The organism is Pseudomonas bharatica (genome assembly GCF_048586865.1).
Taxonomy (GTDB): domain Bacteria; phylum Pseudomonadota; class Gammaproteobacteria; order Pseudomonadales; family Pseudomonadaceae; genus Aquipseudomonas; species Aquipseudomonas bharatica.
The window spans coordinates 1-24,245 of record NZ_JBMAWR010000038.1 but is presented as its reverse complement, the minus strand read 5'-3'; the positions used below and the strand labels follow the sequence as shown (position 1 = coordinate 24,245).

At 65.9% G+C, this 24,245-nt stretch carries 16 protein-coding genes; 4 read left to right on the top strand and 12 right to left on the bottom strand.

The annotated features are described in order from the left end of the window. The first annotated feature begins 141 nt into the window (after nt 1-141). A complete protein-coding gene (locus ACKLLE_RS26110) occupies nt 142-1,479 on the top strand; it encodes an amino acid permease (RefSeq protein ID WP_420059465.1) in 1,338 nt (445 codons plus the stop codon). Nucleotides 1,480-1,583: 104 nt separating this feature from the next. On the opposite strand, the gene ACKLLE_RS26105 is transcribed toward ACKLLE_RS26110, so the two are convergent. The 3 genes from ACKLLE_RS26105 to ACKLLE_RS26095 form a co-directional block, all read right to left on the bottom strand. Continuing rightward, the gene (locus tag ACKLLE_RS26105; protein ID WP_420059464.1) at nt 1,584-2,708 is read right to left on the bottom strand and encodes an OpgC domain-containing protein; all 1,125 of its coding nucleotides are present in this window, start codon (nt 2,706-2,708) and stop codon (nt 1,584-1,586) included. A gap of 145 nt (nt 2,709-2,853) precedes the next feature. Then, nucleotides 2,854-4,473: an FMN-binding glutamate synthase family protein gene (locus ACKLLE_RS26100; RefSeq protein ID WP_009399809.1), complete on the bottom strand. Its 1,620-nt coding sequence runs from the start codon at nt 4,471-4,473 to the stop codon at nt 2,854-2,856. Between the two features lie 66 nt (nt 4,474-4,539). Next, nucleotides 4,540-8,811, bottom strand: coding sequence for a DEAD/DEAH box helicase (locus ACKLLE_RS26095; RefSeq protein ID WP_420059463.1), 4,272 nt, complete (start codon nt 8,809-8,811; stop codon nt 4,540-4,542). 105 nt (nt 8,812-8,916) lie between these two features. Between ACKLLE_RS26095 and ACKLLE_RS26090 the strand changes: the two genes are divergently transcribed. Together ACKLLE_RS26090 and ACKLLE_RS26085 are read left to right on the top strand one after the other, a co-directional pair. Beyond that, complete coding sequence (locus ACKLLE_RS26090) at nt 8,917-9,315, top strand: NUDIX hydrolase (protein ID WP_064303645.1); 399 nt, start codon at nt 8,917-8,919, stop codon at nt 9,313-9,315. Nucleotides 9,316-9,389: 74 nt separating this feature from the next. Further along, nucleotides 9,390-10,028 (top strand): LysE family translocator, encoded by a 639-nt coding sequence (locus ACKLLE_RS26085; protein WP_279899610.1) that lies wholly within the window; start codon nt 9,390-9,392, stop codon nt 10,026-10,028. A 3-nt stretch (nt 10,029-10,031) separates the two neighbouring features. On the opposite strand, the gene metR is transcribed toward ACKLLE_RS26085, so the two are convergent. The 3 genes from metR to ACKLLE_RS26070 all read right to left on the bottom strand — a co-directional run bounded on the left by metR (nt 10,032) and on the right by ACKLLE_RS26070 (nt 16,193). After that, a complete protein-coding gene (gene metR / locus ACKLLE_RS26080) occupies nt 10,032-10,949 on the bottom strand; it encodes a transcriptional regulator MetR (RefSeq protein ID WP_009399801.1) in 918 nt (305 codons plus the stop codon). A 93-nt stretch (nt 10,950-11,042) separates the two neighbouring features. After that, on the bottom strand, nt 11,043-15,725 hold the full coding sequence (locus ACKLLE_RS26075) for a hypothetical protein (protein WP_420059462.1): 4,683 nt from the start codon (nt 15,723-15,725) through the stop codon (nt 11,043-11,045). Nucleotides 15,726-15,791: 66 nt separating this feature from the next. Further along, nucleotides 15,792-16,193, bottom strand: a complete 402-nt coding sequence (locus tag ACKLLE_RS26070) for a hypothetical protein (RefSeq protein WP_420059461.1) — start codon at nt 16,191-16,193, stop codon at nt 15,792-15,794. A gap of 149 nt (nt 16,194-16,342) precedes the next feature. On the opposite strand from ACKLLE_RS26070, the gene ACKLLE_RS26065 reads away from it, so the two are divergent. Next, nucleotides 16,343-17,338, top strand: coding sequence for an alpha/beta fold hydrolase (locus tag ACKLLE_RS26065; RefSeq protein ID WP_420059460.1), 996 nt, complete (start codon nt 16,343-16,345; stop codon nt 17,336-17,338). A gap of 20 nt (nt 17,339-17,358) precedes the next feature. Here ACKLLE_RS26065 and aauR read toward each other — a convergent pair whose 3' ends face one another. The 6 genes from aauR to ACKLLE_RS26035 all read right to left on the bottom strand — a co-directional run bounded on the left by aauR (nt 17,359) and on the right by ACKLLE_RS26035 (nt 23,876). Then, nucleotides 17,359-18,684, bottom strand: coding sequence for a two-component response regulator AauR (aauR, locus tag ACKLLE_RS26060; protein ID WP_420059459.1), 1,326 nt, complete (start codon nt 18,682-18,684; stop codon nt 17,359-17,361). Then, the gene (aauS, locus tag ACKLLE_RS26055) at nt 18,681-20,597 is read right to left on the bottom strand and encodes a two-component sensor histidine kinase AauS (protein ID WP_064303648.1); all 1,917 of its coding nucleotides are present in this window, start codon (nt 20,595-20,597) and stop codon (nt 18,681-18,683) included. Before aauS ends, aauR begins: the two co-directional genes overlap by 4 nt. A gap of 63 nt (nt 20,598-20,660) precedes the next feature. Then, a complete protein-coding gene (locus tag ACKLLE_RS26050) occupies nt 20,661-21,395 on the bottom strand; it encodes an amino acid ABC transporter ATP-binding protein (RefSeq protein WP_009399781.1) in 735 nt (244 codons plus the stop codon). Next, nucleotides 21,392-22,063, bottom strand: a complete 672-nt coding sequence (locus ACKLLE_RS26045; RefSeq protein WP_009399779.1) for an ABC transporter permease subunit — start codon at nt 22,061-22,063, stop codon at nt 21,392-21,394. The genes ACKLLE_RS26050 and ACKLLE_RS26045 overlap by 4 nt, the downstream gene beginning before the upstream one ends. Beyond that, a complete protein-coding gene (locus ACKLLE_RS26040) occupies nt 22,063-22,809 on the bottom strand; it encodes an amino acid ABC transporter permease (protein ID WP_009399778.1) in 747 nt (248 codons plus the stop codon). Before ACKLLE_RS26040 ends, ACKLLE_RS26045 begins: the two co-directional genes overlap by 1 nt. A 146-nt stretch (nt 22,810-22,955) precedes the next feature. Then, the gene (locus ACKLLE_RS26035; protein WP_009399777.1) at nt 22,956-23,876 is read right to left on the bottom strand and encodes a glutamate/aspartate ABC transporter substrate-binding protein; all 921 of its coding nucleotides are present in this window, start codon (nt 23,874-23,876) and stop codon (nt 22,956-22,958) included. Between the last annotated feature and the right edge of the window lie 369 nt (nt 23,877-24,245).

Here is a 24,245-nt window from a genome sequence, read left to right as displayed (position 1 = left end):
CGTAGCGGAAATTGTTGGGTGTCGTCGGTTATTTCCTAAGTAACAGTAGGAAATATCCCGTTATGCCGCTTTGGCAGTTGGGCGACGACGTGTCGGACTAGGGTGATGGCCTGTCTCTCATCTCGAACGGGGATCGAACCCATGCCCACCCTGAAACGCGAGCTTGGCGAACGCCATATGCGCCTGATCGCCCTGGGCGCCTGTATCGGCGTCGGCCTGTTCCTCGGCTCGGCCAGGGCCATCGAGATGGCCGGGCCGGCGATTCTCCTGGCCTACCTCGCCGGCGGCCTGGTGATTCTGGTGATCATGCGTGCGCTCGGCGAACTGGCCGTGCACAACCCGGTAGCCGGCTCGTTCAGCCGCTATGCCCACGACTACCTTGGTCCGCTGGCGGGCTTTCTTACCGGCTGGAACTACTGGTTCGCCCTGATGGTGATCTGCGTCGCGGAAATCAGTGCGGTGGCCATCTACATGGGCGTCTGGTTTCCCGACACACCGCGCTGGCTGTGGGCGCTCGCGGCGCTGGCCAGCATGGGCGCGATCAACCTGCTGGCGGTGAGGGCCTTCGGCGAATTCGAGTTCTGGTTCGCCCTGGTCAAGGTGATCACCATCCTGGGCCTGATCCTGGGCGGGGTCGGCATCATCGCCTTCGGCCTGGGCAACGACGGCGTGGCAACCGGCATCGCCAATCTTTGGCGTCACGACGGTTTCATGCCCAAGGGCCTGGAAGGCGTGCTGATGTCGCTGCAACTGGTGATGTTCGCCTACTTCGGCACCGAGCTGATCGGCCTCACCGCAGGCGAAACCAGGTGCCCGGAAACCACCATTCCCCGTGCCATCGGTTCGATGTTCTGGCGGGTGATGCTGTTCTATGTCGGTGCGTTGTTCGTGATCCTGTCGATCTATCCGTGGCACGGGATCGGCAGCGGCGGCAGCCCCTTCGTGCTCACCTTCGAGCGCCTGGGCATTCGCACGGCGGCGGGGCTGATCAATTTCGTGGTGATCACGGCGGCCTTGTCGGCCTGCAACGCAGCGATCTTCAGTACCGGGCGGATGCTTTGCGCCCTGGCGGAAAAGGGCCAGGCGCCGGCGCTGTTCGGGCGTACCACGGCGAGCGGGGTGCCGCGCAACGCGCTGCTGCTGTCGCTCGCCGTGTTGCTGCTGGGCGTGCTGGGCAATTACCTGGTACCCGAGCAGGTGTTTCTCTGGGCCACGGCCATCGTCACCTTCGGTGCGATCTGGACCTGGGCGGTGATCCTGCTGGCGCAACTCAGGTTTCGGGCCGGGTTGAGCCCTGAAGAGCGTGGGCGGCTGGGCTATCCGATGTGGCTGTGGCCGTGGAGTTCGTACCTGGCCCTGGCGTTTCTCGGGCTGGTGCTGGGGGTGATGGGGTATTTCGGGGATTTGCGGGTGGCCCTTTATATCGGGCCTGGGTTTCTGCTGGGGTTGGCGGGAGTCTACTACTGGCTGAAGATCTGAAGGTGCTCTTCAGGGCCTCATCGCCGGCAACGCCGGCTCCCACAAGGTCCGGCAGTGTGGCGGACCTTGTGGGAACCGGCGTTGCCGGCGATGAGGCCCTCAGATCAAACCACCTGTACCGGCACCACCCGGGTCAGCCTTTTGTTCCAGTCCAGCCACAACGCCAGCCCCATCATCAACCCGAGCCCCAGCAATGCGGTTACCACCTGCATCGCCCAATGATCCCCGGCCAGCGCATTGCCCATGTCCGCAAGCGGTGCCAGCAGCACGCCAAGGCAGAACACCTCCAGCGAATACCTGCCCATCCGGCAACTCTGCCGCGCCAGCCAGGTGTCCACCCACGGCCCGGCGGGCAGCAGCTTCGCCGTGCAATAGGCCAGCGCCAGGAAATGCAGCAAGCGCGTCGGCGACAGGTTGGTCTTGCTGATCGGATACAACCACTCCGCCAGCCACTTCGGCATCACCGCGTCATGCACCTCGGGCCAGCGCCACGACAGGGCAATTGCGGCACACAGCACCAGGTAGATCGCCGAGACCACGAACAACGGCTGCCGAAGCAATGGCCGCCGCTCCGGCGCCTGCTCGCGCTGTCCATTGATCGCCACCGCGCCGCCAAGAATGAACAGCAACTGCCAGGCCAGCGGGTTGAAGAACCATACCCCGCCTTCCTGCGCCGCCAGGTTCCACTGGAACATCGGCGCCATCAGGTACAGCGCGACCGACACCCCGACCATGTATTCCGCCTTCCTCATCAGCAACGGCAGCACCAGTGGCAGCCCGAGCAGCAGCAGGATGTACAGCGGCAGCGGGTCCATCAGGTTGGGCTTGAAGCGCAGCAGCAGTTCGTCCACCAGTGCCTGCTGCGGATTGCCGAGGAAGTAGTAGAGGCCCATTTCCTGGATCATGTCGCGGGTTTCCACATGGTTGTTGGCGACGAAGACGATGCCCATCAACAACACCAGCAGGAAGATATGCACCACGTAAAGCACCCACGCCCGGCGCAGGATACGCACGCAGGCCACTACCCAGCCGTCGCGCAGCGCCACCTTGCCGTAGGCCAGCACCGCCGCGTAGCCGGCGAGGAAGACGAAGATCTCCGCGGCGTCGCTGAAGCCGAAATTGCGTACGGTCAGGTTGGCCAGCGGGTTGCCGGGAATGTGGTCCCAGAAAATGAAGACCAGCGCCAGGCCCCGGAAGAAGTCGATTCGATGATCGCGGGCATTGGTCATGCTGAAGGCTCGTGCGAAGGGTATTTCACTAGAGGATCGAGCGCAGTGATCCCCGGTTCCGCGCCGTCGGTCATAACCGATCGACGGCGCGGAGGGTGGGCAGTTTCAACGGCGATTGCAACGGAGGGATGTTACTGAATGTCTCTCAGGCCGCCGCTTCGCTGTGCGGCTCGAAGCTGTCTGCCCGCGCCATGCGCCACATGCGCTGGTAGAACTCGCCGCTGACCTCGCCGCCCAGCAGTTCTCCCGGCTTGAGGAACACATGCAATTGGGAGAACAGCTTGATCTCGGTAGCCGACATGCGTCGCACCAGGTGCTTGGCCTCCAGTTGCGACGGATGATCCAGGCCAGCGGCGGCAAGCATTTCCGCCAGGGCCTTGAGGGTGTTGCGGTGGAAGTTGAACACCCGTTCGGCCTTGTCCGGCACCACCAGGGCGCGCTGGCGCAGGCCGTCCTGGGTGGCGACCCCGGTCGGGCATTTGTTGGTGTGGCAGCTTTGCGACTGGATGCAGCCGATGGCGAACATGAAGCCCCGCGCCGAGTTGGCCCAGTCGGCGCCGATGGCCAGGACGCTGGCGATATCGAAGGCGCTGACGATCTTGCCGCTGGCGCCGAGCTTGATCTTGTCGCGCAGGTTGAGCCCGACCAGGGTGTTGTGCACGAACAGCAGGCCCTCGCGCAGCGGTACGCCGATATGGTCGGTGAACTCCACCGGCGCCGCGCCGGTACCCCCTTCCTTGCCGTCGACCACGATGAAGTCCGGGAGGATGCCGGTTTCCAGCATGGCCTTGGCGATGCCCATGAATTCCCAGGGATGGCCCAGGCAGAACTTGAAGCCCACCGGCTTGCCGCCGGACAGCTCACGTAATTGCGCGATGAACTGCATCATCTCGATCGGCGTGGAAAACGCGCTGTGCCGTGACGGCGAAATGCAGTCCTCGCCCATCATGATGCCGCGGGTCTCGGCGATCTCCCTGGTCACCTTGTGCTTGGGCAGGATGCCGCCGTGGCCGGGCTTGGCGCCCTGGCTCATCTTGATTTCGATCATGCGCACCTGCGGGTCCCGGGCCTGGGCGGCGAAGCGCTCGGGGTCGAAACGGCCGTCGGCGGTGCGGCAACCGAAGTAGCCGCTACCCAGTTCCCAGGTCAGGTCGCCGCCATGTTCGCGGTGATAGGGGCTGATACTGCCCTCGCCGGTGTCATGGGCGAAGTTTCCCAGTTTGGCACCGAGGTTGAGGGCGCGAATGGCATTGGCGCTCAACGAGCCGAAGCTCATCGCCGAGATGTTGAACACCGAGGCCGAATACGGCTGGGTGCACTGCGGCCCGCCGACGATCACGCGGAACGCGGTGGGGTCGGCCAGCGGCGCCGGGCGCATGGAGTGGCCGATGAACTCGAAGCCGGACTGGTACACATCGATCAGCGTGCCGAACGGTTTGTCCGACTGCTCGTTCTTGGCCCGGGCATACACCAGCGAGCGTTGCGCCCGGGAAAACGGCAGGGCATCGCTGTCGGCCTCCAGCAGGTACTGGCGGATCTCCGGGCGAATGCCCTCGACCAGATAGCGGATATTGCCGAGGATCGGGTAATTGCGCCGCACCGCGTGGCGCTTCTGCAGCAGGTCGAACACACCGATCAGGCTCAGCACCCCGGTGGCCAGGGCGAACGGCCAGAGCCAGTCGTGCCGGAGGAAAGGCAGGCAGGCGAGGGTGAAGATGACGCAGGCGACGAAGAAGGCGTAGCGGCTCAGGAGTGACAGGCTCATACGGTTTCCTTGTGAGGCACGTCAGGCAAGCCGTAAACCATATAGCGGATGTGGAATTGTATCCAGTCACATGCCCCGGATCAGACGCTCCCGCAGCAGGTTTTCATCTTGCCCATCCACCTCCGGCCACAGTTGCACCGCCCCCGCCACCAGCGCCGCCAGCGGCACGCCATCCCGATACAGCAAGCGGTTGCCCGCCAGCGCCGGGACCTTGCTGCCGGGCAGCAGGCTGCCGCTGAGGTTCAGCGGGTCGCTGCCGCTGACCACCACCAGGCTGCCATCCAGCGGCCGCCGCCGAACCCCGCGCAGCACGGCAATGGCCTCCGGCAAGGCGAACTGCTCCCCGGCCAGCCCGCTGACGAAGCGCCCGCCGCGGATCTCGCCACGGGCTTCGAGGCGGTGGAACGTGCGCAGCAGTTCGCGCCAGCTCGGCAGCCAGTCGGCCTCGCGCCCCAGCAGGCGCCAGAACACCACGCCGTAGCGGCGCAGCAGGACGCGGGCGATATGTTCATGGGTGTCCTCGCGCTCGGCGCTGCCCCGACGCAACAGGGCCCAGCGTCCGGCATCATCCATGCCGCCGAACAGCGGCCCGCGTCCGCGCCGGCTGCCGTGGGCCTGGCGCTTGCTGGCCGGCGTGATCAGCGCGCGCAATCCGGCAAAGCTGTCGGCACTGACCAGCCCGGCGGCCACTAGCTCCTGCAAGGCGTTTTCCAGTTCGGTGGGGAGCAGGCGGGCCTCGTCGCGCAGTTCGTCGAAGAACAGCGCGCCATGCTGGCTCAGCGCGGCATGCACCTTCTGCGCGCGAGGCGACAGGGCGTCGAGGTCGAACGCTGGCCCGAGCCCCTGCCAAAGCCCCAGGCGACTGCGCGGCAGCAATACCAGCGGCGTGCTGCGCAAGGTGCTGGCTGCCACCTTGACCGAAGGCCCGAGTCGGGCCCAGGCGAACTTGCCGGCGCGGCAGGCTTCGTCCAGCCAGCGCGGGTTGTAGTCGCTCAACCGTGCCGGCAGCAGGTCGCTTTCCCAGGACCCGGCTGCCGCCGCGTAGCCTTCGAACTGTTCCAGCACTTCGCCCAGCGCCGCGTTGCCTTGCAGGCGTGCGCTCGTGGACAGGTGCTGCCAGTCGAAGAGAAAACGCATGAAGTCCTGCAGGCTGACCGGCTCGATCTCGCGGCGCAGGCGCTTGATGGTGTAGCGATGGATGCGCGCCAGCAGATGGCGTTCGCACCATTGTTCATCGGGTTGGTCGGGATGGAACCGGCCGCGCAGCACATAGCCTTCGCCTTCCAGCCGGGCCAGGGCCTGGTTCACCGTGGACAGCGGCAGGTACAGCGGCGCGGCGATCTGCGGCGCTGTCAGCGGGCCGAAGGCGCCGAGGCGGGCGCGGATCAGTTCGAGGGCGGCGCTGTCCGGGTCGATGACCTCATCGAAGCCCGGCAGCAGGGGCACCGCGGGTTCGACGCCAGACCCGGGATAGACAGCCAGCAACAGGTTCAGTCGCTCCCGCGCCAGCCACAGCCCGGCAACCCGGCAGGCACGCCCCGCCCTGGCGAGCGCGTCCAGCCACTCTGCCCAGCCCGGGTTGGCCGCCACCTCTTCGGCGCTGATTGCCCCCAGGGTCATCAACGCTTCATGCATCTCGTCGTTGCCGTTCGGCGTCGGCCAGGCCTCCGTCGCCACGGCGGCAATCGCATCGCGGTCCAGCGCGCCCAGTTCATCGCCGCTTTGCGGCTCGCTCCAGCGCCGGTTGAGCACGGCCTGGGTGCGCCGTTCTTCCAGCGGTGCATCGTCGAGGAAGGCATAGGGCCGGGCATTGAGAATCGCCGCGGCCAGCGGCGAGGGCGCCGGCAGGTCGCGGCACACCAGGCGGATAGCGCCGCTTTCGATACGCCGCAGCAGGGCCAGCCAGCCTTCGGCGTCCATGGCGTCGTGCAGGCAGTCGTCGAGGGTCTGTTCCACCAGCGGGTGATCGGGCACCTCGCGTTCGCCGGCGATATTTTCCAGACAGGCGAGTTGGTCCGGGAACACCGCCGCGGTCAGGTCTTCGCTGCGCATGCGCTGGATCTGCGGGGCGATGCGCTTGCCGCCGGCAAAGCGCGGCAGGGCCAGGGCAACCCCGGCGTTCCAGCGCCAGCGCACGCCGAACAGCGGCGCATCGAGCAGCGCCTGGATCAGGATGTGCTCGGCCGTGGCACTGGGCAGGTAATGCCAGACCTCTTCGAGGGGAAAGCTATGGCCGGCCGAAAGCGACAGGATGATCGCGTCCTCGCTGGCCGCGGCCTGCAATTCGAAGTTGAAGGTGCGGCAGAAGCGCTTGCGCAGGGCCAGGCCCCAGGCGCGGTTGATGCGGCTGCCGAACGGCGAGTGGATGATCAGCTGGGTTCCGCCGGATTCGTCGAAGAAGCGTTCCATCACCAGGGTGTCCTGGGACGGCAGGGCGCCGAGCACCTGGCGGGTGCGGCCCAGGTAATCCAGCAATTGCCCGGCGCTGTCGGGGCCGAGGCCGAGCGTGGCGGCGAGCCAGTCGAGCAGCGGTTGTTCATGGCCGCCGCTGTCCTGCAGGCGCTGGTCGATTTCCGCCTGGAGGCGGGCCACGGCACGCGACAGGTCGTCGCTGCGCCCCGGCGCTTCGCCAAGCCAGAACGGGATGTTCGGTGGCAGGCCCCGGGCGTCCTCGACCCGCACCTTGCCCGGCTCGACCCGCAGGATGCGGTACGAGGCGTTGCCGAGCTGGAAGATATCGCCGGCGATGCTTTCCACGGCGAAGTCCTCGTTGACGCTGCCGATGTTCAGCGCCTGGGGTTCCAGGAGCACGGCATAGTCGGCGTTGTCGGGGATGGTGCCGCCGCTGGTCAGGGCGGTCAGCTGGCTGCCGCGGCGGCCACGCAATTCGCCGCTGACCGCATCGCGATGGAGATAGGCGCCGCGCACGCCCTGGCGACCGCTGTAGCCCTCGGCGAGCATGCGCAGCAAGGCCACGTAGTGTTTTTCATCCAACGCGGCGTAGGGCTGGGCGCGACGGAAACAGTCGAGCAGCGCCTGTTCCGGCCAGGGCTGGCAACTGACCTCGGCAATGATCTGCTGGGCCAGCACGTCCAGTGGCGCGCGGGGGATCACCACCTCGTCCAGCTCGCCACGGCGCACGCAGTCGAGCAGGGCCACGCACTCGATCAGGTCGTCGCGGCTGGTGGCAAACAGACGGCCCTTGGGCGTGCCTTCCACGTGGTGCCCGGAGCGCCCGACCCTTTGCAGGAAGGCGGCGATGGAGCCCGGCGAGGACATCTGGCAGACCAGTTCGACCTCGCCGATATCGATGCCCAGCTCCAGCGAGGCGGTCGCCACCAGCACCTGCAACTCGCCGCGCTTGAGGCGTTGCTCGGCCTCCAGGCGGGCTTCCTTGGCCAGGCTGCCATGGTGCGCGGCCACGGCTTCGCGACCGAGGCGGTCGCTCAGATGGCGGGCCAAGCGCTCGGCCAGGCGCCGGGTATTGACGAAAACCAGCGTGGTGCGATGCTCGCGGGCGAGTACGGCGAGGCGGTCGTAGACACTGTCCCAGACATCGTTGGCCATCACTGCGTCCAGCGGTTGCGGCGGCACTTCGATGGCCAGGTCGCGCTTGCGGGCATGGCCGATATCGACGATGGCGCAGGGGCGCCCGGTGCCGACCAGGAACTGCGCGACACGCTCCAGCGGACGTTGCGTGGCCGACAGGCCGATGCGCCGCAACGGCCGTTGGCACAGGGCTTCCAGGCGTTCCAAGGTCAGGCTCAGGTGGCTGCCGCGCTTGTTGCCGGCGATGGCGTGGATTTCATCGACGATGACCGTGTGCACGGTCTGCAAGCCTTTGCGCCCGGATTCGGAACCCAGCAGCACATACAAGGACTCGGGGGTGGTCACCAGGATATGCGGGGCCTGCCGGCGCATCGCCGTGCGTTCTTTCTGCGGCGTGTCGCCGGTGCGCACGGCGGTACGGATGTGCGGCAGCGGCAGGCCGTCGCGTTCCAGTTCGGCGCTGATCCCTGCCAGCGGGTTCTGCAGGTTGATCTGGATATCGTTGGACAGCGCCTTGAGCGGCGAAACGTAGACCACCAGGGTTTCGTCCGGCAACTGGCCGTGGTTGTCCAGGCCCTGTTCGAACAGCTCGTCGAGCACGGCGAGGAAGGCGGTGAGGGTCTTGCCGGAACCGGTGGGCGCCGCCACCAGCAGCGACCGGCCAGCCTGGATCAGCGGCCAGGCGCGGGCCTGGGCGGCGGTGACCGTGGCGAAGCTGCGGTGGAACCAGCTGCGCACGGCCGGGTGAAAGGCGTCCAGTACCGGATGATCGAGGGCGGGAAGATTCATTCGCTGTTTATGCGGCCTTTGTCCGGTGCTTGCAAGGTGCCACTGGTCAGCTGTGGCAGGGGCATGGGATCCTTGCGCGTCTTTCTATCGTTGTGAGCTGTTTCCATGAGCAAGACCATCCGAATCGCCGCCGCCCTGTTGATCGATCCGCGCGGGCAGACCCTGCTGGTGCGCAAGCGCGGCACCCTGGCGTTCATGCAGCCGGGGGGCAAGATCGAGGCGGACGAAGCGCCGGTGACAGCGCTGGCGCGGGAATTGTTCGAGGAACTGGGGTTGCGCATCGATGAGGCGCAGGCCCGTTACCTGGGCAACTTCAGCGCGCCGGCGGCGAACGAGCCGGGGTTCGAGGTGGTGTGCGAGCTGTTTCGGGTGGAAACCAGTGCCGAGGTAGTGCCGGCTGCGGAAATCGAAGAGGCGGTGTGGGTGGATGGTATGAGTGCCGGGGAACTGGAGCTGGCGCCGTTGACCCGGGATTTGATCCTGCCGTTGTATCGTGGTGACTGAACCAACATCGCTGGCAAGCCAGCGATGAGGCCCTGAAGAACAACAAAGAAACCCACTGCAAAGGAGTGCCCCCGATGATCCCCCTTAACGACTGGCTGCTGTTCACCGGCGCCGCCCTGCTGATGGTCCTGACCCCGGGGCCGAACATGATCTACCTGATCTCCCGCTCCATCTGCCAGGGCCGCATGGCCGGGGTGACGTCCTTGCTCGGTGTGGTCGCCGGCTTCCTCATCCATATGACCGCCGCAGCCATCGGCCTGACCGCGCTGTTCATGGCCGTGCCCCTGGGCTACGACCTGCTGCGCTGGGGCGGCGCAGCCTATCTGTTGTGGATGGCCTGGCAGGCCGTGAAACCCGGCGCCCGTTCGCCCTTCGAACCCCGCGAACTGGCACCGGACTCGCCGCGCAAGCTGGTGTTGATGGGCTTCCTGACCAGCCTGCTGAATCCCAAGGTGGCGATGTTCTACCTGTCGATCCTGCCGCAGTTCATCACCCCGGAACACGGCTCGGTGCTGGCGCAGAGCCTGATCCTCGGCATCACCCAGATCAGCGTGAGCTTTACCGTCAACCTGCTGATCGCCCTGTTCGCCGCCGGCATTTCCGCCTGGTTCATGCGCTATCCGCTGTGGCTGATGCTGCAGCGTTATGTGATGGGCTTCGTCCTCGCCGCCCTGGCGCTGCGCCTGGTGCAGGAGCAGCGCAAGCTGGCCTGACCCTCAGCGCACGGCACTGACGCCGTCGAGGGTGGAGAACGAGGTGTCCTTGGCGGTCAGCAGGAAATCGCGCATATACGGCGCATCGAGCATATCGGTGCGCACCGCCGCATAGAGCGTGGCGAACAGTCCTTTCTCACCCAGGCGCTTGGCCTTCACATAGCCTCGCGAGCTGTATTCGTGCAGCGCCCAGTGTGGCATGCCGCAGACACCCCGGCCGCTGGCCACCAGTTGCATCATCATCACCGACAGTTCCGCGGTGCGCACCTGCGCCGGCTCGACGTCCGCAGGTTCGAGGAAGCGGGTGAAGATATCCAGGCGATCACGCTCCACCGGGTAGGTGATCAGGGTTTCCTTGGCCAGGTCTTCCGGTACCACGTAGGGCTTGCTGGCCAGGGGATGCTGGTTGGCCACGGCGAGCATGGCCTCGTAGGTGAACAGCGGCACGTAGGTGATGCCGGCCAGGTCCAGCGGGTCGGAAGTCACTACCAGGTCGAGGTCGCCGCGGGCCAGGGCCGGTAGCGGGGCGAAGGCGAAGCCCGAGGCCAGGTCGAGTTCGACTTCGTGCCAGGCATCGCGGAACTGGTCGATGGTCGGCATCAGCCACTGGAAACAACTGTGGCATTCGATAGCCATGTGCAGGCGCCCCGCCGTGCCGCCGGCCAGGCGGGCGATATCCCGTTCGGCGCCGCGCAGCAAGGGCAGGGTGGCGTCGGCCAGTTGCAACAGGCGCAGGCCGGCGCTGGTGAAGCGGATCGGTTTGGTCTTGCGCACGAACAACTGCATGCCCAGGCGTTCTTCCAGCTCCTTGAACTGGTGCGACAGCGCCGATTGGGTCAGGTGCAGGCGCTCGGCGGCTTCGACCAGGCTGTCGGCTTCGCGCAGGGCGTGCAGGGTTTTCAGATGGCGGATTTCCAGCACCCGGCAGTCTCCATGAGAAATCTTTAAGGAAAACAGAATGCCGGTGAGTTTCTCTCATGCAGCGCCGGCTGTCGACCGGCGCTGCTCGAACGGTTATTGCGAGGCCGGCTGACGGAACAGCTCGGCGAAGTGCTTTTTCGCCATCGGCCGACCGATATCACCGCGCCAGATGCGCTCGGCGCCCTCGCCCTGGGCCAGTTGCCATTGCAGGCCGAGACGGCGCTGCTCGGCGGTCTTCAGGTGGGCCTTGGTGAAGCGCTCGAAGCCCGGTGTCTGGCTCTGGTAATGGAAATGCGCATACCACAGGCTGTAGGGCTGGCCCTGGGTCAGGTCGCGGATCTCGTACTCCAGAAGGAAATCCGGCAGCCCATCGATGCGCTTGGGCAGCTTGGTCAGGGTGCCGATCTTGCGGATATCCACGGCTTTTTGTTCCACCAGGTAATCGAGGATGCCTTCGTTGGGCGTCTTGCTCGCCAGCGATTGGCGGATGCGCAGTGCGCGCCCGGTGCTGACCAGCTCGTCGGCCTTGCGCCGCAGCACGTCGAGCAATTCGGCTTGCGGGGCCTGCTCGGCAATGCGCTCGGCGCGTATGCGCAATTCGTTGGCTTCGCTGGTCAGCAGGTGTTCCAGGTTGCGCGGCAGCATGTCGCCGCGGGCATAGCTTTCCACCTTCTCCTGGTAGGCCGGCAGCTTGTCCAGGCGCTCGCGGGCTTCGCGCAGCAGGCGCTCCAGGTCCAGCGGCGTGCCGGGCCGCGAGCTGCCCGGTTCGTCGAGCCGGCGCCAGCGTCCGGCCTCGCCCGGTACATAGACCTCGGTACTGTTGTTGACCCGATTGATGGTCATGCGTCGTTGCGGGCCGCCGGTGTCTTCCTCGATGCCGATGAAGAACTGATGGTCCTCGGTCTCGAACAGCTTGCGGGCCACCGACGGGCCGCGCCCGGGACCGGGTTGCGGTTTTGCGGCAGGCTCGGGAATCTTCTGTTTCCAGCGCTCGGCCAGGTCACTGATCGATTGCAGGTGCTCCAGCAGCGGTTCGACGAAATCATGGTCGAAGCAATGCGCGTAGCTGGTGGTCCAGGCCCGCAGGTTGTAGCTGTAGCGCTCGAAGGTATCGATACAGGCTTCCAGCATGCGCTTGCGCTGCTCGCCGCTGCTGCGTACCGCCGGCAGGTGGAAAAGGTTGTTGAGGCTGCGATCCACCTCGGTCCGCGCCTGCGCCACGGGGATCTGCAGGTAGAACCAGGACTCGTCGGTGGCGGTTTCGTAGCGGTTGATCACTTCCAGGTAGTTGCGCACCTTGAGGATGTCGCAGGTGGCCTGGTTGAAGTTGTTGCGGGCGTAGGCGATATCCTCGGCCACCTTGGCTTTCTGCGTGGCATTGGTGATGCGCTTGCTCCACAGTTCGATGGCATGGGTGTAGTTGGCCACCGCCTGGAGCTTGCCGATCAACTGCACCCGCAGGACCTTGCGCCGCTTCATGATCTCGATATGCCGGGCGACCTGGGTGGCCGGGGTGTTGCGGGTCTGTTCGACCAGCCTGTCGACCTGGTCGAGGATCTCCGTGGCGCTGCGCTTGACCCCGTTGAGTTCGTTGGACAAGCGGTTGACCTGCAGCCAGGCGACCCGGCTCATCAGGTCGCGGGCGCGGGTGCGGTTGTTGCCGGCGCTGAGCTGTGCCAGCTCCTCCAGCTCCGGATAGACCTTTTCGGCGATCTGCCGTTCGTAGGCGAAGTGGTTGGCCAGTTTCTCCGCCTCGCGATAGCGCTGGCCGTCGTCGGTCAGGCGGTTGAAACGGCGTTGGGCATCCGCCGTTTGCAGGTTCAGGCGGTGCAGCTCGCGCAACTGGTAGTCGGTGCTGCTTTGCAGGGCACGTAGGCGGCGCAGCCCGGCATCCACCCACCAGCGCGGCAGGCGATCGCGGATTACCGTCGGCCACAGCGGATCGAGGCCGTCGGCGATATGGCCGAGCACGTTGCCGCCGCCGTTCACCGGACTGACCACATTGACGCCGTAGAGCGCGCCATGGGTGTCCCACTGGCCGTTGTCGTCCAGGGCGATCGGCTGGCGGTAACCCTTGTCCTTGCCGAGCAGGCGCCAGGTGTGCCGGCTTTCGTCGAACGTCACCTGGTACAGGCGACCGTGGTTGAGGATGAAGTCGCCCTGCTCGTGCCGGTAGATGTTGCGGTAGATGCCCTCGCTGGCCGGGGCGACCTCGGCCAGGGACAGTTCGCCGGCATATTCGTAGCCACTGAAGCGCTGCACCGCCGTGCGCCCGGCGATGCGCCCGGAGGATAAACGGTCGAGCCCGTTCAGGCGGCGCTGGCGGGTGACCTGGCGCAGGGCGGCCGGGTCGACGCTGATACCCGGCAGCAGATCCATCATTCCGTCGAGCAGGCACATCAATACCCACTCCAGTTGCTGCAGGGCCTCGCCATTGTCGCCACGCTGGAAGGCCGCGGCCGCCTCGTTGGCCGCCAGCCAGCCATCGAAGGCGGCCACCAGCGTGCCGACGAAGGGCACCGCGCCAAGGGCCATCTTGATGTAGTTGAAGACCATGCCGCTTTCCAGGGCATGGCGCTCCATGAACAGGTCATGGCGCGAGCGTGACGAGGAACGGTGGGCGACGATCAGCCGGCCCTTGTGCGCATCGCACAGGTGGGCGGCCAGGGAGGTGGTCGCCGGCCATGCCAGGCCGATGGCGATGATGCCGTCGAACTGGCGAATGCAGGCCGCCTCGATCCGGGCGAGATGGGCAGCGACATCGCCGGCCAGCGCACGGCCGGCCAGGTACCGGGCCATGGGAGCATCGAAACACAGGCGGAACACTGCCCGGCGTGCGCTCTCCAGGCTGTCGAACTGGCGCAGGAACTGGCCGTCCGGGCTGTCCGGAAGATACAGCAGGGTAGTGTCGGCGCCGCGGATCAGGGTGATGCCGGACAGGCCGGCCGCATGGCCTTCGGTATCCTCACCACCGCTGGCCAGGAGCACCGGCAGCAGGCTCACCTGTGGGCTGCCCATGTCGATGGCGGCGTCGAGCAACGCCTTGCCCTGCTGGTCGATGCGTTGCTGGCGCAGGGCCGCCTCGCCCTGGATGCGCAACATCAGGCGCAGCGGGTCGAGCAGGCATTGCTGGCGATACTCGGCGGCGAACGGCGACTCGCTGGTGCTGCCCATGAAGGCCGCGAGGATCTTCTGTTCATAGCGCCCGGCCACATCGAGGTCGCTGACCAGGGTTTCCAGCCAGTCCTGGGTGATGCCGGCCAGAACCCGGGGATGCTCGGCGCTGGCACCGCCACTGACCAGCACGCGCATGAACAGCAGGCGCTGCTGCATGGGCAGGTCGATGTTCTGCAGGGCCAGGTCTTCCAGGTACAGCCGGCTGCGCTCGCTGCTCGGGACGGTAATCAGTTTCGACGGCGTACCCGGCGCGCCGGAGCCGGGCACCGGGTCGCGGCTGTAGGTGACGGTGTCCGGCAGATCGACCTGCACCTGTACGTCACGGCTCAGGGCGAAGGCCTCGCGCAGGCGCGCTGCAACCTGCTGCCGGGCGAACTCGCCGCGCAGGGGCAGGGCACTGGCCAGGTAATTGCGCGAGCGTTGCACGGCGGCTAGATAGTCCTCGATGAGCTGCTTGAGCTGCTGGCGCTCGCTGGCCCCCAGACGATCGAGCCAGCCCGGGGCCTGGCGCGCCAGGACCAGCGTGCGGTGCTGTTCCAGCAGATGCTGGCGTGCCATGTCGCGGGCGGCATGGGCGGGCACCCGCAGTTTGTCCAGGGTGTCCTCGCGCAGGGCGTGCAGGGCGGGTTCCAGGGTTTCATCCGTGCTGACGGCCTGCAGCTCGCGCAGTGCCGCTTCGTACTTCGACAGTTGCCGGGCGAGGCTGTAATCGAAGGCATCTTCGGTCAGCGGCAGGAGGCCAAGGCTGCGTTCGCCGGGGGCGGTCTTGAAGAACTCCCGCTCCAGCGCCTGGCGCGAGGCGAAGCCCTGCAGGCCGCCGCCTGCACCCGGCCAGCAGAGCAATAGTGGTTGGGCCGCCGACAACTGCCCTTGGTCATCGCTATGACCGATCAGCAAAACACCTTCCAGCTCATGCACGCCGGGCTGGTCGTGGCCTTGCAGGTACAGCGTGGCGACGATCACCGGGTCCAGGCGCTGTGCGGCCTGGGGCGCCAGCAGTACAGCGTCGAGCAGGGCGCGCTGGCCGGCATCCAGCAGGTTCATTGCCTGCTGGATATCCGCTTCGGCGCGCAGGCCGGTGATACGCGCCTGTTTCAGGGCCTGGTAGTGGCCGCTGGTGCGATCGGGCACCTGCGGCGCGAGCAGGGCCGAGGCGGCGGCGAAGCTGGCGGTTTCGGCGCCGGCCAGGGTGTCGAGGGCATCGAGCAGGCTGGCGGGCAATTGCCCGGCGTTGGCATCGGCCAGGCTTTCGAAAGCGGCGAGCTGCTGCTCGACCTTGGCCACCCGGGCGCTGAAGGGCAGGTCGTGATAGAGGCTGCCGAAGCCGTCGGCGCTGCGCGGGGCCTCGTCGTCGAGCAGGGGGATCGCCGTGGCCTCGGCCAGCAAGGGCGTGCTGCTGCGCCAATGATCGAAGGCAAGGGCGGCCTCTGCCGTGTCGGCGTCGAGGCGCCGGATGCGCACGGCACCGAGCAGGCGCTTGAAAGCGCTGTCCAGCGGCGCGGCGACGCTTTCGTGGTCGATGCCGACGCAGCCGTCGAGCAGGTCCTGGCGGCCCAGCAGGTACTGTTCCAGCGCCGTGCGGTTGTCGAACGCCTGCAACGCCGGGCTATGGCCCGGGAGGTAGAGCAGGTGTCCGGCGATGACCAGTGCGCCGGGCAGGGAGCGCTAGCTGCCCGAAGCCACGCGGCCGTGGGGGATGCTGGCCTGGCGGGTATGGTGCAGGTCTGGCAGTTGTTCGCTGCTTACCCGGCCCTCGGCGAAGGCAAGGGCGCAGGCGGCCTGGTAATGCCGGCGAAAATGGCCGGCGGCGTCGGTGTGACGGGCGACGGCGGTATGGCGCGCGCGGCCGTTCCACCAGGCCTGCCACTGGCGGTCGCGTTCGTCGCGGGATTGCCCGATATCGATGGTCGGGGCGTCGCGCAGCAACTCGAACAGGTGCTGGCGGCTTTGCTGCAAGGCGCGAGTGGCAGCGAGGAACAGGTTTTCGTCGAAATGGCGGGGGGCGAGGTGGCGGGTGAGGTCGAAATCGACCACGTCCATCAGGGGTTGGTCCGGGGTGTCGAGCATGGGGGCTTGTCCTTGAGAGTGGGCCGGGAAGAACAACACAAGGCCACTCGGCAGGGTTCACGAAATTGTCACCGAACTGTGGCAGCGCGCCGGCACGAACATCATCACACTCGCGCTCTACTGGGGATTTCGTTTTCGGTGTTTCTTCCATGCGGATTTGTTTATTTCTGCTGGCGCTGTCATGCGCCTGTTTTTCGTGGGCGGCGCCGCGCTGCGATGTGCATGCCCCTGTCCAGCAGGCACAACTGAAGCAGGTCAGCCTGGCTTACCAAAGCGTCGGTCGTGCCAGTGATCCGGCCTTGTTGCTGATCATGGGGCTGGGCGGACAGTTGATCCATTGGCCCGACGAGGTGGTGGAGGCGCTGTGCAAGCAGGGTTTCCGGGTGATTCGCTACGACAACCGCGATGTCGGCCTGTCGCGCTGGAACCAGCCACCGGCTGATGCCAGCCTGGCCTATGAACTGTTGCGCTACCGTCTCGGTCTGTCGGTGAGCGCGCCCTATACCCTGGAAGACATGGCCGAGGACAGCCTGGAACTGATGGCCTACCTGGGCCAGGAGCGCTTCCATGTCCTGGGCGTGAGCATGGGCGGAATGATCGCCCAGCACGTGGCGGCCATGGCCTCGGACAAGGTCGAGAGCCTGACCCTGATCATGTCCAGTTCCGGCGCCCAGGGCCTGCCGGCACCAAGCCCGGCGCTGATAAGCCAGTTGGCCCGGCGCAGCGCTCCGAACCGCGAGGTGGCCATCGAGCAGCAGGCCGATCTGCTGGCGGCGCTGGGCAGCCCGCATGTTCAGGATGATCGTCGGGTGCTGTTGCAACAGGCGGCGCAGTCCTATGACCGTGCCTTCAATCCGGACGGGGTGAAACGCCAGATCATGGCGATCCTCGCCGAGCCGAGCCGGGTCGAGCTGCTCAATCGCCTGCGGGTGCCGACGCTGGTCGTGCACGGCACCGCCGACCCGCTGCTGCCGGTGATGCATGGCGTGCACCTGGCGGCGCATATCCAGGGCAGCCAGCTGGCCCTGATCCCCGGCCTGGCCCACCGTTTCCAGGAGCCGTTCAAGGCGGCGCTGCTGGCGGCGGTGCTGCCGTACCTGCAATCACACCGTGCTGACGATATCCGTCATATCGCCCAGCGTTAGTGGCAGCGGCCCCTGTCCGTTCAGCCCAGGCCGTACTTCTTCACCTTGTCGAACAGGGTGGTCTTGGCCATGCCCAGCTCCTGGCTGGCCTGGCTGAGATTGCCCCCGGTACGTTGCAGCGCGTCGCTAAGCAGGTTGCGTTCGAAGGCTTCCACCGCCTCGGCAAAGCCGACACCCTGCGACGTGGCGGCGCCGGCCTTCTTGAAGGCCGGCAGGCCGAGGGCGAAGCGCTCGGCGACATTGCGCAGTTCGCGCACGTTGCCCGGCCAGTCGTGGCTCATCAGGCGCGACAGGGTCTGGCTGTCCAGTTGCGGGGCTTCGCGGTCGAAGCGCAGGGAGGATTGCTGGAGGAAGTGCTCGAACAGTTGCAGGATGTCTTCCCTGCGCTCGCGCAGCGGTGGCAGTTCCAGCGTGACCACGTTGAGCCGGTAATACAGGTCGCTGCGGAACTGGCCGCTTTGGCCAAGGGACTCCAGGTCGGACTTGGTGGCCGCGATCACCCGGCAGTCCACCGGGATGCTGTGGTTCGAGCCGAGGCGTTCCAGGGTGCGCTCCTGCAGGACCCGCAGCAATTTGATCTGCAGATTGATCGGCATGCTCTCGATTTCATCGAGGAACAGCGTGCCGCCGTTGGCGTGCTCGATCTTGCCGATACGGCGCTTGCCGGCGCCGGTAAAGGCATTGGCTTCATGACCGAAGATTTCGCTTTCGAACAGGTTCTCCGGCAACCCGCCGCAGTTCAGGGCAACGAAGGGCTGGCCCTGGCGCCGGCTGAAATCGTGCAGGCAGCGCGCCACCAGCTCCTTGCCGGTACCGGTCTCGCCTTCGATCAGCACGTTGGCCGAGGTGTCGGCGACATTGGCGATCAGCTCGCGCAGGCTCTGCATCGCCGGCGAGCGGCCGATGATGCGGCCTTCGAGGGTGCTGCGCTCGGCCAGCTGGCGGCGCAGGGCGAAGACTTCCCGGGCCAGGACGCGTTGTTCGAGGGCACGGCGCACCACGTCCACCAGGCGCTCCGGCGAGAAGGGCTTTTCCATGAAATCGTAGGCACCGTTGCGCATGGCGCCGACGGCCATGTCGATGTCGCCATGACCGGTGATCAGCACCACCGGCAGGCTGCTGTCACGGGCCTTGAGGCGGGTCAGCAGTTCCAGGCCATCGATGCCGGGCAGGCGGATATCGCTGACGACGATCCCGGCGAAGTCGTCGCCGATCCGCTCCAGGGCCTGTTCTGCGCTGCCCACGCCTTCGCTGACGATATCTTCCAGGGCCAGCGCCTGCTGGCAGCCGAGCAGCACATGCGGGTCGTCTTCGACGATCAGGACGGTAAGGGGCGATGTGTTCATAGGGACTCGGCGGGTTCCGCGGATTCTGTGGGGGCTTGGAGCAGCGGCAGGCTGAGGATGAATGCGGTGCCGCCGCCGGCGGGATGTTCGACGCCCAGGCTGCCACCGGCGGCGGCGGCCAGGCTGGCGGACAGGGTCAGGCCGAGGCCGAGGCCGTGCTCGCCGGGTTTGGTGGTGAAAAAGGGTTCGAACAGATGCTTGCGGGTTTCGTCGTCGATGCCATGGCCGTTGTCGCGCACCCGCAGGCGATATTTGCCATCCTGCACGTCGCCTTCCAGCCACAGCTCCGGCAGCGGGACCGCGGCCATGGCATCGAGGGCGTTGCCGATCAGGTTGACGAGAATCTGTTCCAGGCGGGTCTGGTCGATTTTCAACTGCTGTTCGCTGTAGTTGCTGTGCAGCTTCAGGTGGCACGCCTCGATGCGTGCGGCGAGTACCTGCAGGGTGGCCTCCACCGCCTTGGCCAGCGAAGCCTGGCCGTGGTCGTCGCCGCGCCGGGCAAAGGAACGCAGGCTGGCAGTGATACGGCCCATGCGGTCGATCAGGTCGTTCATGGTCAGCAGGTTGGCGCTGGCGATCTCCAGCGAGCCGCGCTGGAGGAAACGCACGGTGTTGCCGGACAGGGTACGCAGCGCCGCCAGCGGCTGGTTCAGTTCATGGGCGATGCTGGTGGACATCTGCCCGATGGCCGCCAGCTTGCCGGCCTGGACCAGCTCGTCCTGGGCATGGCGCAGGGTTTGTTCGGCCTGGCGCCGCTCGCGGATCTGCGCCTTGAGGCGGTCGTTGCTGGCCCGCAGGTCGGCGGTGCGCTCGGCGATCTTGCGTTCCAGCTGGTTGTTGGCTTCTTCCAGGGCTTCGCGGGCGGCGAGGCGGGTGGCGATCACCTTGCGCCGCTCGTTCCAGGCGATGGCGAGGATGGTCAGCAGGGCGAAGGCGATGGCCACCAGCACGCCCTGGATGATCGACTCGCGGCGCAGGTCCTGCAGCGGCGTAAGCAGGGTGAAGTGCCAGGGCGTATCGGCCAGGCGCCGGGTCTGGGCCAGGAAGGCGACTTCATGGGTGCCGTCGTCGAGCCGGGCATTGGCCGGGAAGGTGAGTTTCTCCAGGCCGTCGCCGAGTTTCTCGCGGTCCAGCGGTTGCAGCTCGTCGAGCGAGAACCAGTAGTACTGCAGGCTGCGGGCCAGGCGTTCCTTGACTTCCGCAGGCAGCGGGCGCACCGACTTCAGGCGCCGGGCCGGATCGCTGGAGAGAATGATGATGCCGTTCTCGTCGCTGACGAATGCTTCCAGGCGGGCGCGCTGCCAGCGTTCCTCGAGGGTTTCCAGGCGCACCTTGATCACTGCGACGCCGATGATCTTGCCGTGTTCCTCCAGGCCGTGGGCCAGGTAATAGCCGGGTTCGCCGGTGGTGCTGCCGATGCCGTAGAAGCGCCCCGGCTGGCCGCGCACGGCATCCTGGAAATAGGCGCGGAACGACAGGTCTTCACCGAGGAAACTGTCGACGTCGCGCCAGTTGCTGGTGGCCTGGACCCGGCCGGTGGTGTCGAGGACGAAGATCGCCCGGCTGCGGCTGCGGCGGTTCAGGCCCTCGAGGTATTCGTTGACGGTCTGGCGGTGCTCGCCGTCCGGTTCGGTGAGCAGCTTCGACACGCTGTCTTCCAGCTCCAGCAGGCTGGGCAGGTAGGTGTACTTGCTGATCTCGCTTTCGACCGTGCGCGCGTGCAGCTCGAGCTGGCGCTCGCCGTTGTCGCTCAAGGTGCGGATGCCGTTGTGTTCGCTGACCAGGTAACCGGCGACGCCCAGACCGATCGTCAGCAGCAGGATCAGCGGCGGAATCAGCAGGTGGCGGATCAGACGGGGTTTCACGGCAAGGGCAGGCTTGGCTGGGCGAAAGAGCGTGGGGTCGCATTTCATCACAGAGGCCTTGTAACGACCAGCGCCCGCCGTCCGTGAAACCGGACGACGGGCGCTGCCCGCTTAGTGCTGCAGGATCTTGCTGAGGAAGTGCTGGGTGCGCTCGTGGCGGCCCGACGGGTCACCGAAGAACGCTTCTTTCTGGCAATCCTCGATGATGCTGCCCTTGTCCATGAAGATCACCCGGTTGGCGACCTTGCGGGCGAAGCCCATTTCATGGGTTACGCACATCATGGTCATGCCCTCGTTGGCCAGTTCGACCATCACGTCGAGCACCTCGTTGACCATTTCCGGGTCCAGGGCCGAGGTCGGCTCGTCGAAGAGCATGACGATCGGGTCCATGGACAGCGCCCGGGCGATGGCCACGCGCTGCTGCTGGCCGCCGGAAAGCTGGCCGGGGTGTTTCTTGGCATGGGCGCCGAGGCCGACGCGGTCGAGCAGGGCCAGGCCCTTCTTGGTCGCTTCCGCCTCGCTGCGGCCCAGTACCTTGCGCTGGGCGATGGTCAGGTTCTCGGTGATGCTCAGGTGCGGGAACAGCTCGAAGTGCTGGAACACCATGCCGACGCGGGAGCGCAGCTTGGGCAGGTTGGTCTTCGGATCGGCGATCGAGGTGCCATCGACGACGATGTCGCCCTTCTGGAAGGGTTCCAGGGCGTTGACGCACTTGATCAGGGTCGACTTGCCGGAGCCGGACGGCCCGCAGACCACCACCACTTCGCCTTTCTTGACCTCGGTGTTGCAGTTGGTCAGCACCTGGAAGTCGCCGTACCACTTGTTGACGTTCTTGATGGAAATCATACGGTTATCCTTTTCTGCAGACGCTTGACCAGGAAGGAAGCGGAGAAGCTGATGACGAAGTAGACGGCGCCGGCGAACAACAGGAACTCATGGGAGCGTCCGATGATATCGCCGTTGGCGCGGGCCGAGTTGAGGAAGTCCACCAGGCCGACGGTGTATACCAGCGAGGTGTCCTGGAACAGGATGATGCTTTGCTGCAGAAGCAGCGGGGTCATCTTGCGGAAGGCCTGGGGCAGGATGATCAGGCGCATGGTCTGGCCGTAGGTCATGCCCAGGGCCTGTGCCGCACCCATCTGGCCCTTGGAGATCGACTGCACGCCGGCGCGGACGATCTCGCAGAAGTAGGCCGCCTCGAACATCATGAACGCCACGACGCAGGAGGTGAACGCACCGATCGGCGTGTCCTCGCCGGTGATCCAGCGCAGCACGAACGGTACCGCCAGGTAGAACCAGGTGATCACCAGCAGCAGCGGGATGGAGCGGAAGTAGTTGACGTAGGCTCCGGCCAGGTTGGCCAGCAGCTTGCTCGACGACAGGCGCATGAGGGCGAGGATGGTGCCCAGGGCGATGCCGCCGACCACGCCCATGACCATGAGTTTCAGGGTCATCAGCATGCCGTCCCACAGGGCGGGCAGGGCCGGGATGATTTCGCTGAAGTCCAGTTCCATCATTTACCTCCCACGGAAATCAGGCCGGGGACCGCGACCTTCTTCTCGACCATGCGCATGAGCAGCATCAGGCCCATGTTCAGGGTGAAGTAGATCAGCGTCGCCAGGGTGAAGGCTTCGAACAGGTTGGCGGAGAACTCGGCGGTCTGCTTGGTCTGCGCGAGCAGTTCCATCAGGCCGATCAGCGAGGCCACGGACGAGTTCTTGAAGACGTTGAGGAATTCCGAGGTCAGCGGCGGAATGATGATCCGGAATGCCTGGGGCAGCAGCACGTTGCGGTAGATCTGCGACAGGCTGAAGCCCATGGCCCGGGCGGCGGCTTCCTGGCCGCGGGGCAGGGCCTGGATACCGGTGCGCACCTGTTCGCAGACCCGCGCGGCGGTGAACAGGCCGAGGCAGATCACCACGCTGATCAGGGCCGAGGTGGTCGGGTTGAGGTCTTGCTTGAACCACTCCTGCAGGCCTTCGGGCAGCAGGTCGGGCACCAGGAAGTACCAGATGAACAGCTGCACCAGCAGCGGTACGTTGCGGAAGAGTTCCACGTAGCAGGTGGCGATGCCCGATACGAAGCGGTTCGGCACGGTGCGCATCACGCCGAGCACCGAGCCCAGCAGCAAGGCAATGATCCAGGCGGCGATGGCGATGGCGATGGTCCAGCCCAGGCCGGTGATGTACCAGTCCAGATAGGTTTCGTCGCCCACGCCGGTGGACTTGAAGAATACGCCCCAGTCCCAGTTGTAATTCATCGGGGTCTCCCCTCGGATAGTTGTTTCACGGGCACCTTCCAGCTTCCGGGGGCGCGGACACCCCCGGAGGAAAGGTTAGACACTAAGTGTTGGCCGTGCGGCTGATTCGTACGCTCGAATCAGCCACGTCCGGCATCAGGCGTGGATCAGGACTGTTTTTCGTCCGCGGCTTTGTCGGTGGGGTTCTCGATCAGCTTCTTCAGTTCGTCGCTCATCGGGAACTGCAGGTTCAGGCCTTTTGGCGGCACTGGCTGCTGGAACCACTTGTCGTAGATCTTGTTGATCTCGCCGGACTTGTAGAGGGCGACGATGGCGTCATCCACGGCTTTTTTGAAGGCCGGGTCGTCCTTGCGCACCATGCAACCGTAGATCTCATAGGACTGCGGCGTACCGGTGATGACCCAGTCGCTCGGTTTCTTGGCCTTGGCCATTTCGCCGGCGAGCAGGGCGTCGTCCATCATGAAGGCCACGGCGCGGCCGCTTTCCAGCATGTTGAAGGCTTCGCCGTGGTCCTTGGCGGAGATCACGTTCATCTTCATCTGCTTGTCGGCGTTCATCGCCTTGAGCAGGCGCTCGGAGGTGGTGCCGGCGGTGGTCACCACGTTCTTGCCGGCCAGGTCCGGGAAGTCCTTGTAGGCGGGTTGACCGTCCTTGACCTTGGTCAGCAGGCGGGTGCCGACTTCGAAGATGCCGACCGAGAAGGCCACCTGCTGCTGGCGCTCGACGTTGTTGGTGGTGGAGCCGCATTCCAGGTCGACGGTGCCGTTCTGCACCAGCGGGATACGGGTCTGGGAGGTGACCAGGTTATAGCGGGCCTTGAGGTCCGGAGCGTTCAGCTCTTTCTTCAGGTGTTCGACCACCGCTACCTGGATGTCGTGGGAGTAGCCCACTGGCTCCGGCTTGCCGGCCAGGTAGGAGAACGGGATGGAGGAGTCGCGGTGGCCCAGGGTGATGGTGCCCGAGTCCTTGATCTTCTTCAGGGTGCCGGTCAGCTCTTCGGCCATGACCGGGGAAGAAATCACGGCGGCTGCGATTGCAGCGCCCAACAGATGACGAACGATACGCATCGAATTTTCCTCGAAGTGTGCTTGTTTTTCTTATGAGGCCGTTGGCCGGCCGTTCGTTCAGCGACCGCTGCGTTTGTACAACGGCGCATCCGGGTTGTGAGTGTAGAGCATGAGTCGTGCCAGGCCGTGATTTCGATCATCAAAGCCCGTCCTACAGGGGTAGCAGAGGTTTTCGACGGGAGGATTACAGGCTGGAATGTACGGAGGGCCGAATAGTGCGGGGTAGGGCGTTCGGGAAACCGAACGGCTCTTAAACATCTTGTGATTGTTGGCCCATCGGGATCTTGTGGGAGCGGGGGGGGGCCCCGCGGGGGGGGGGGGGGCCCCCCCCCCCCCCCCCGCGCCCCCCCCCCCCCCCCCCCCCCCCCC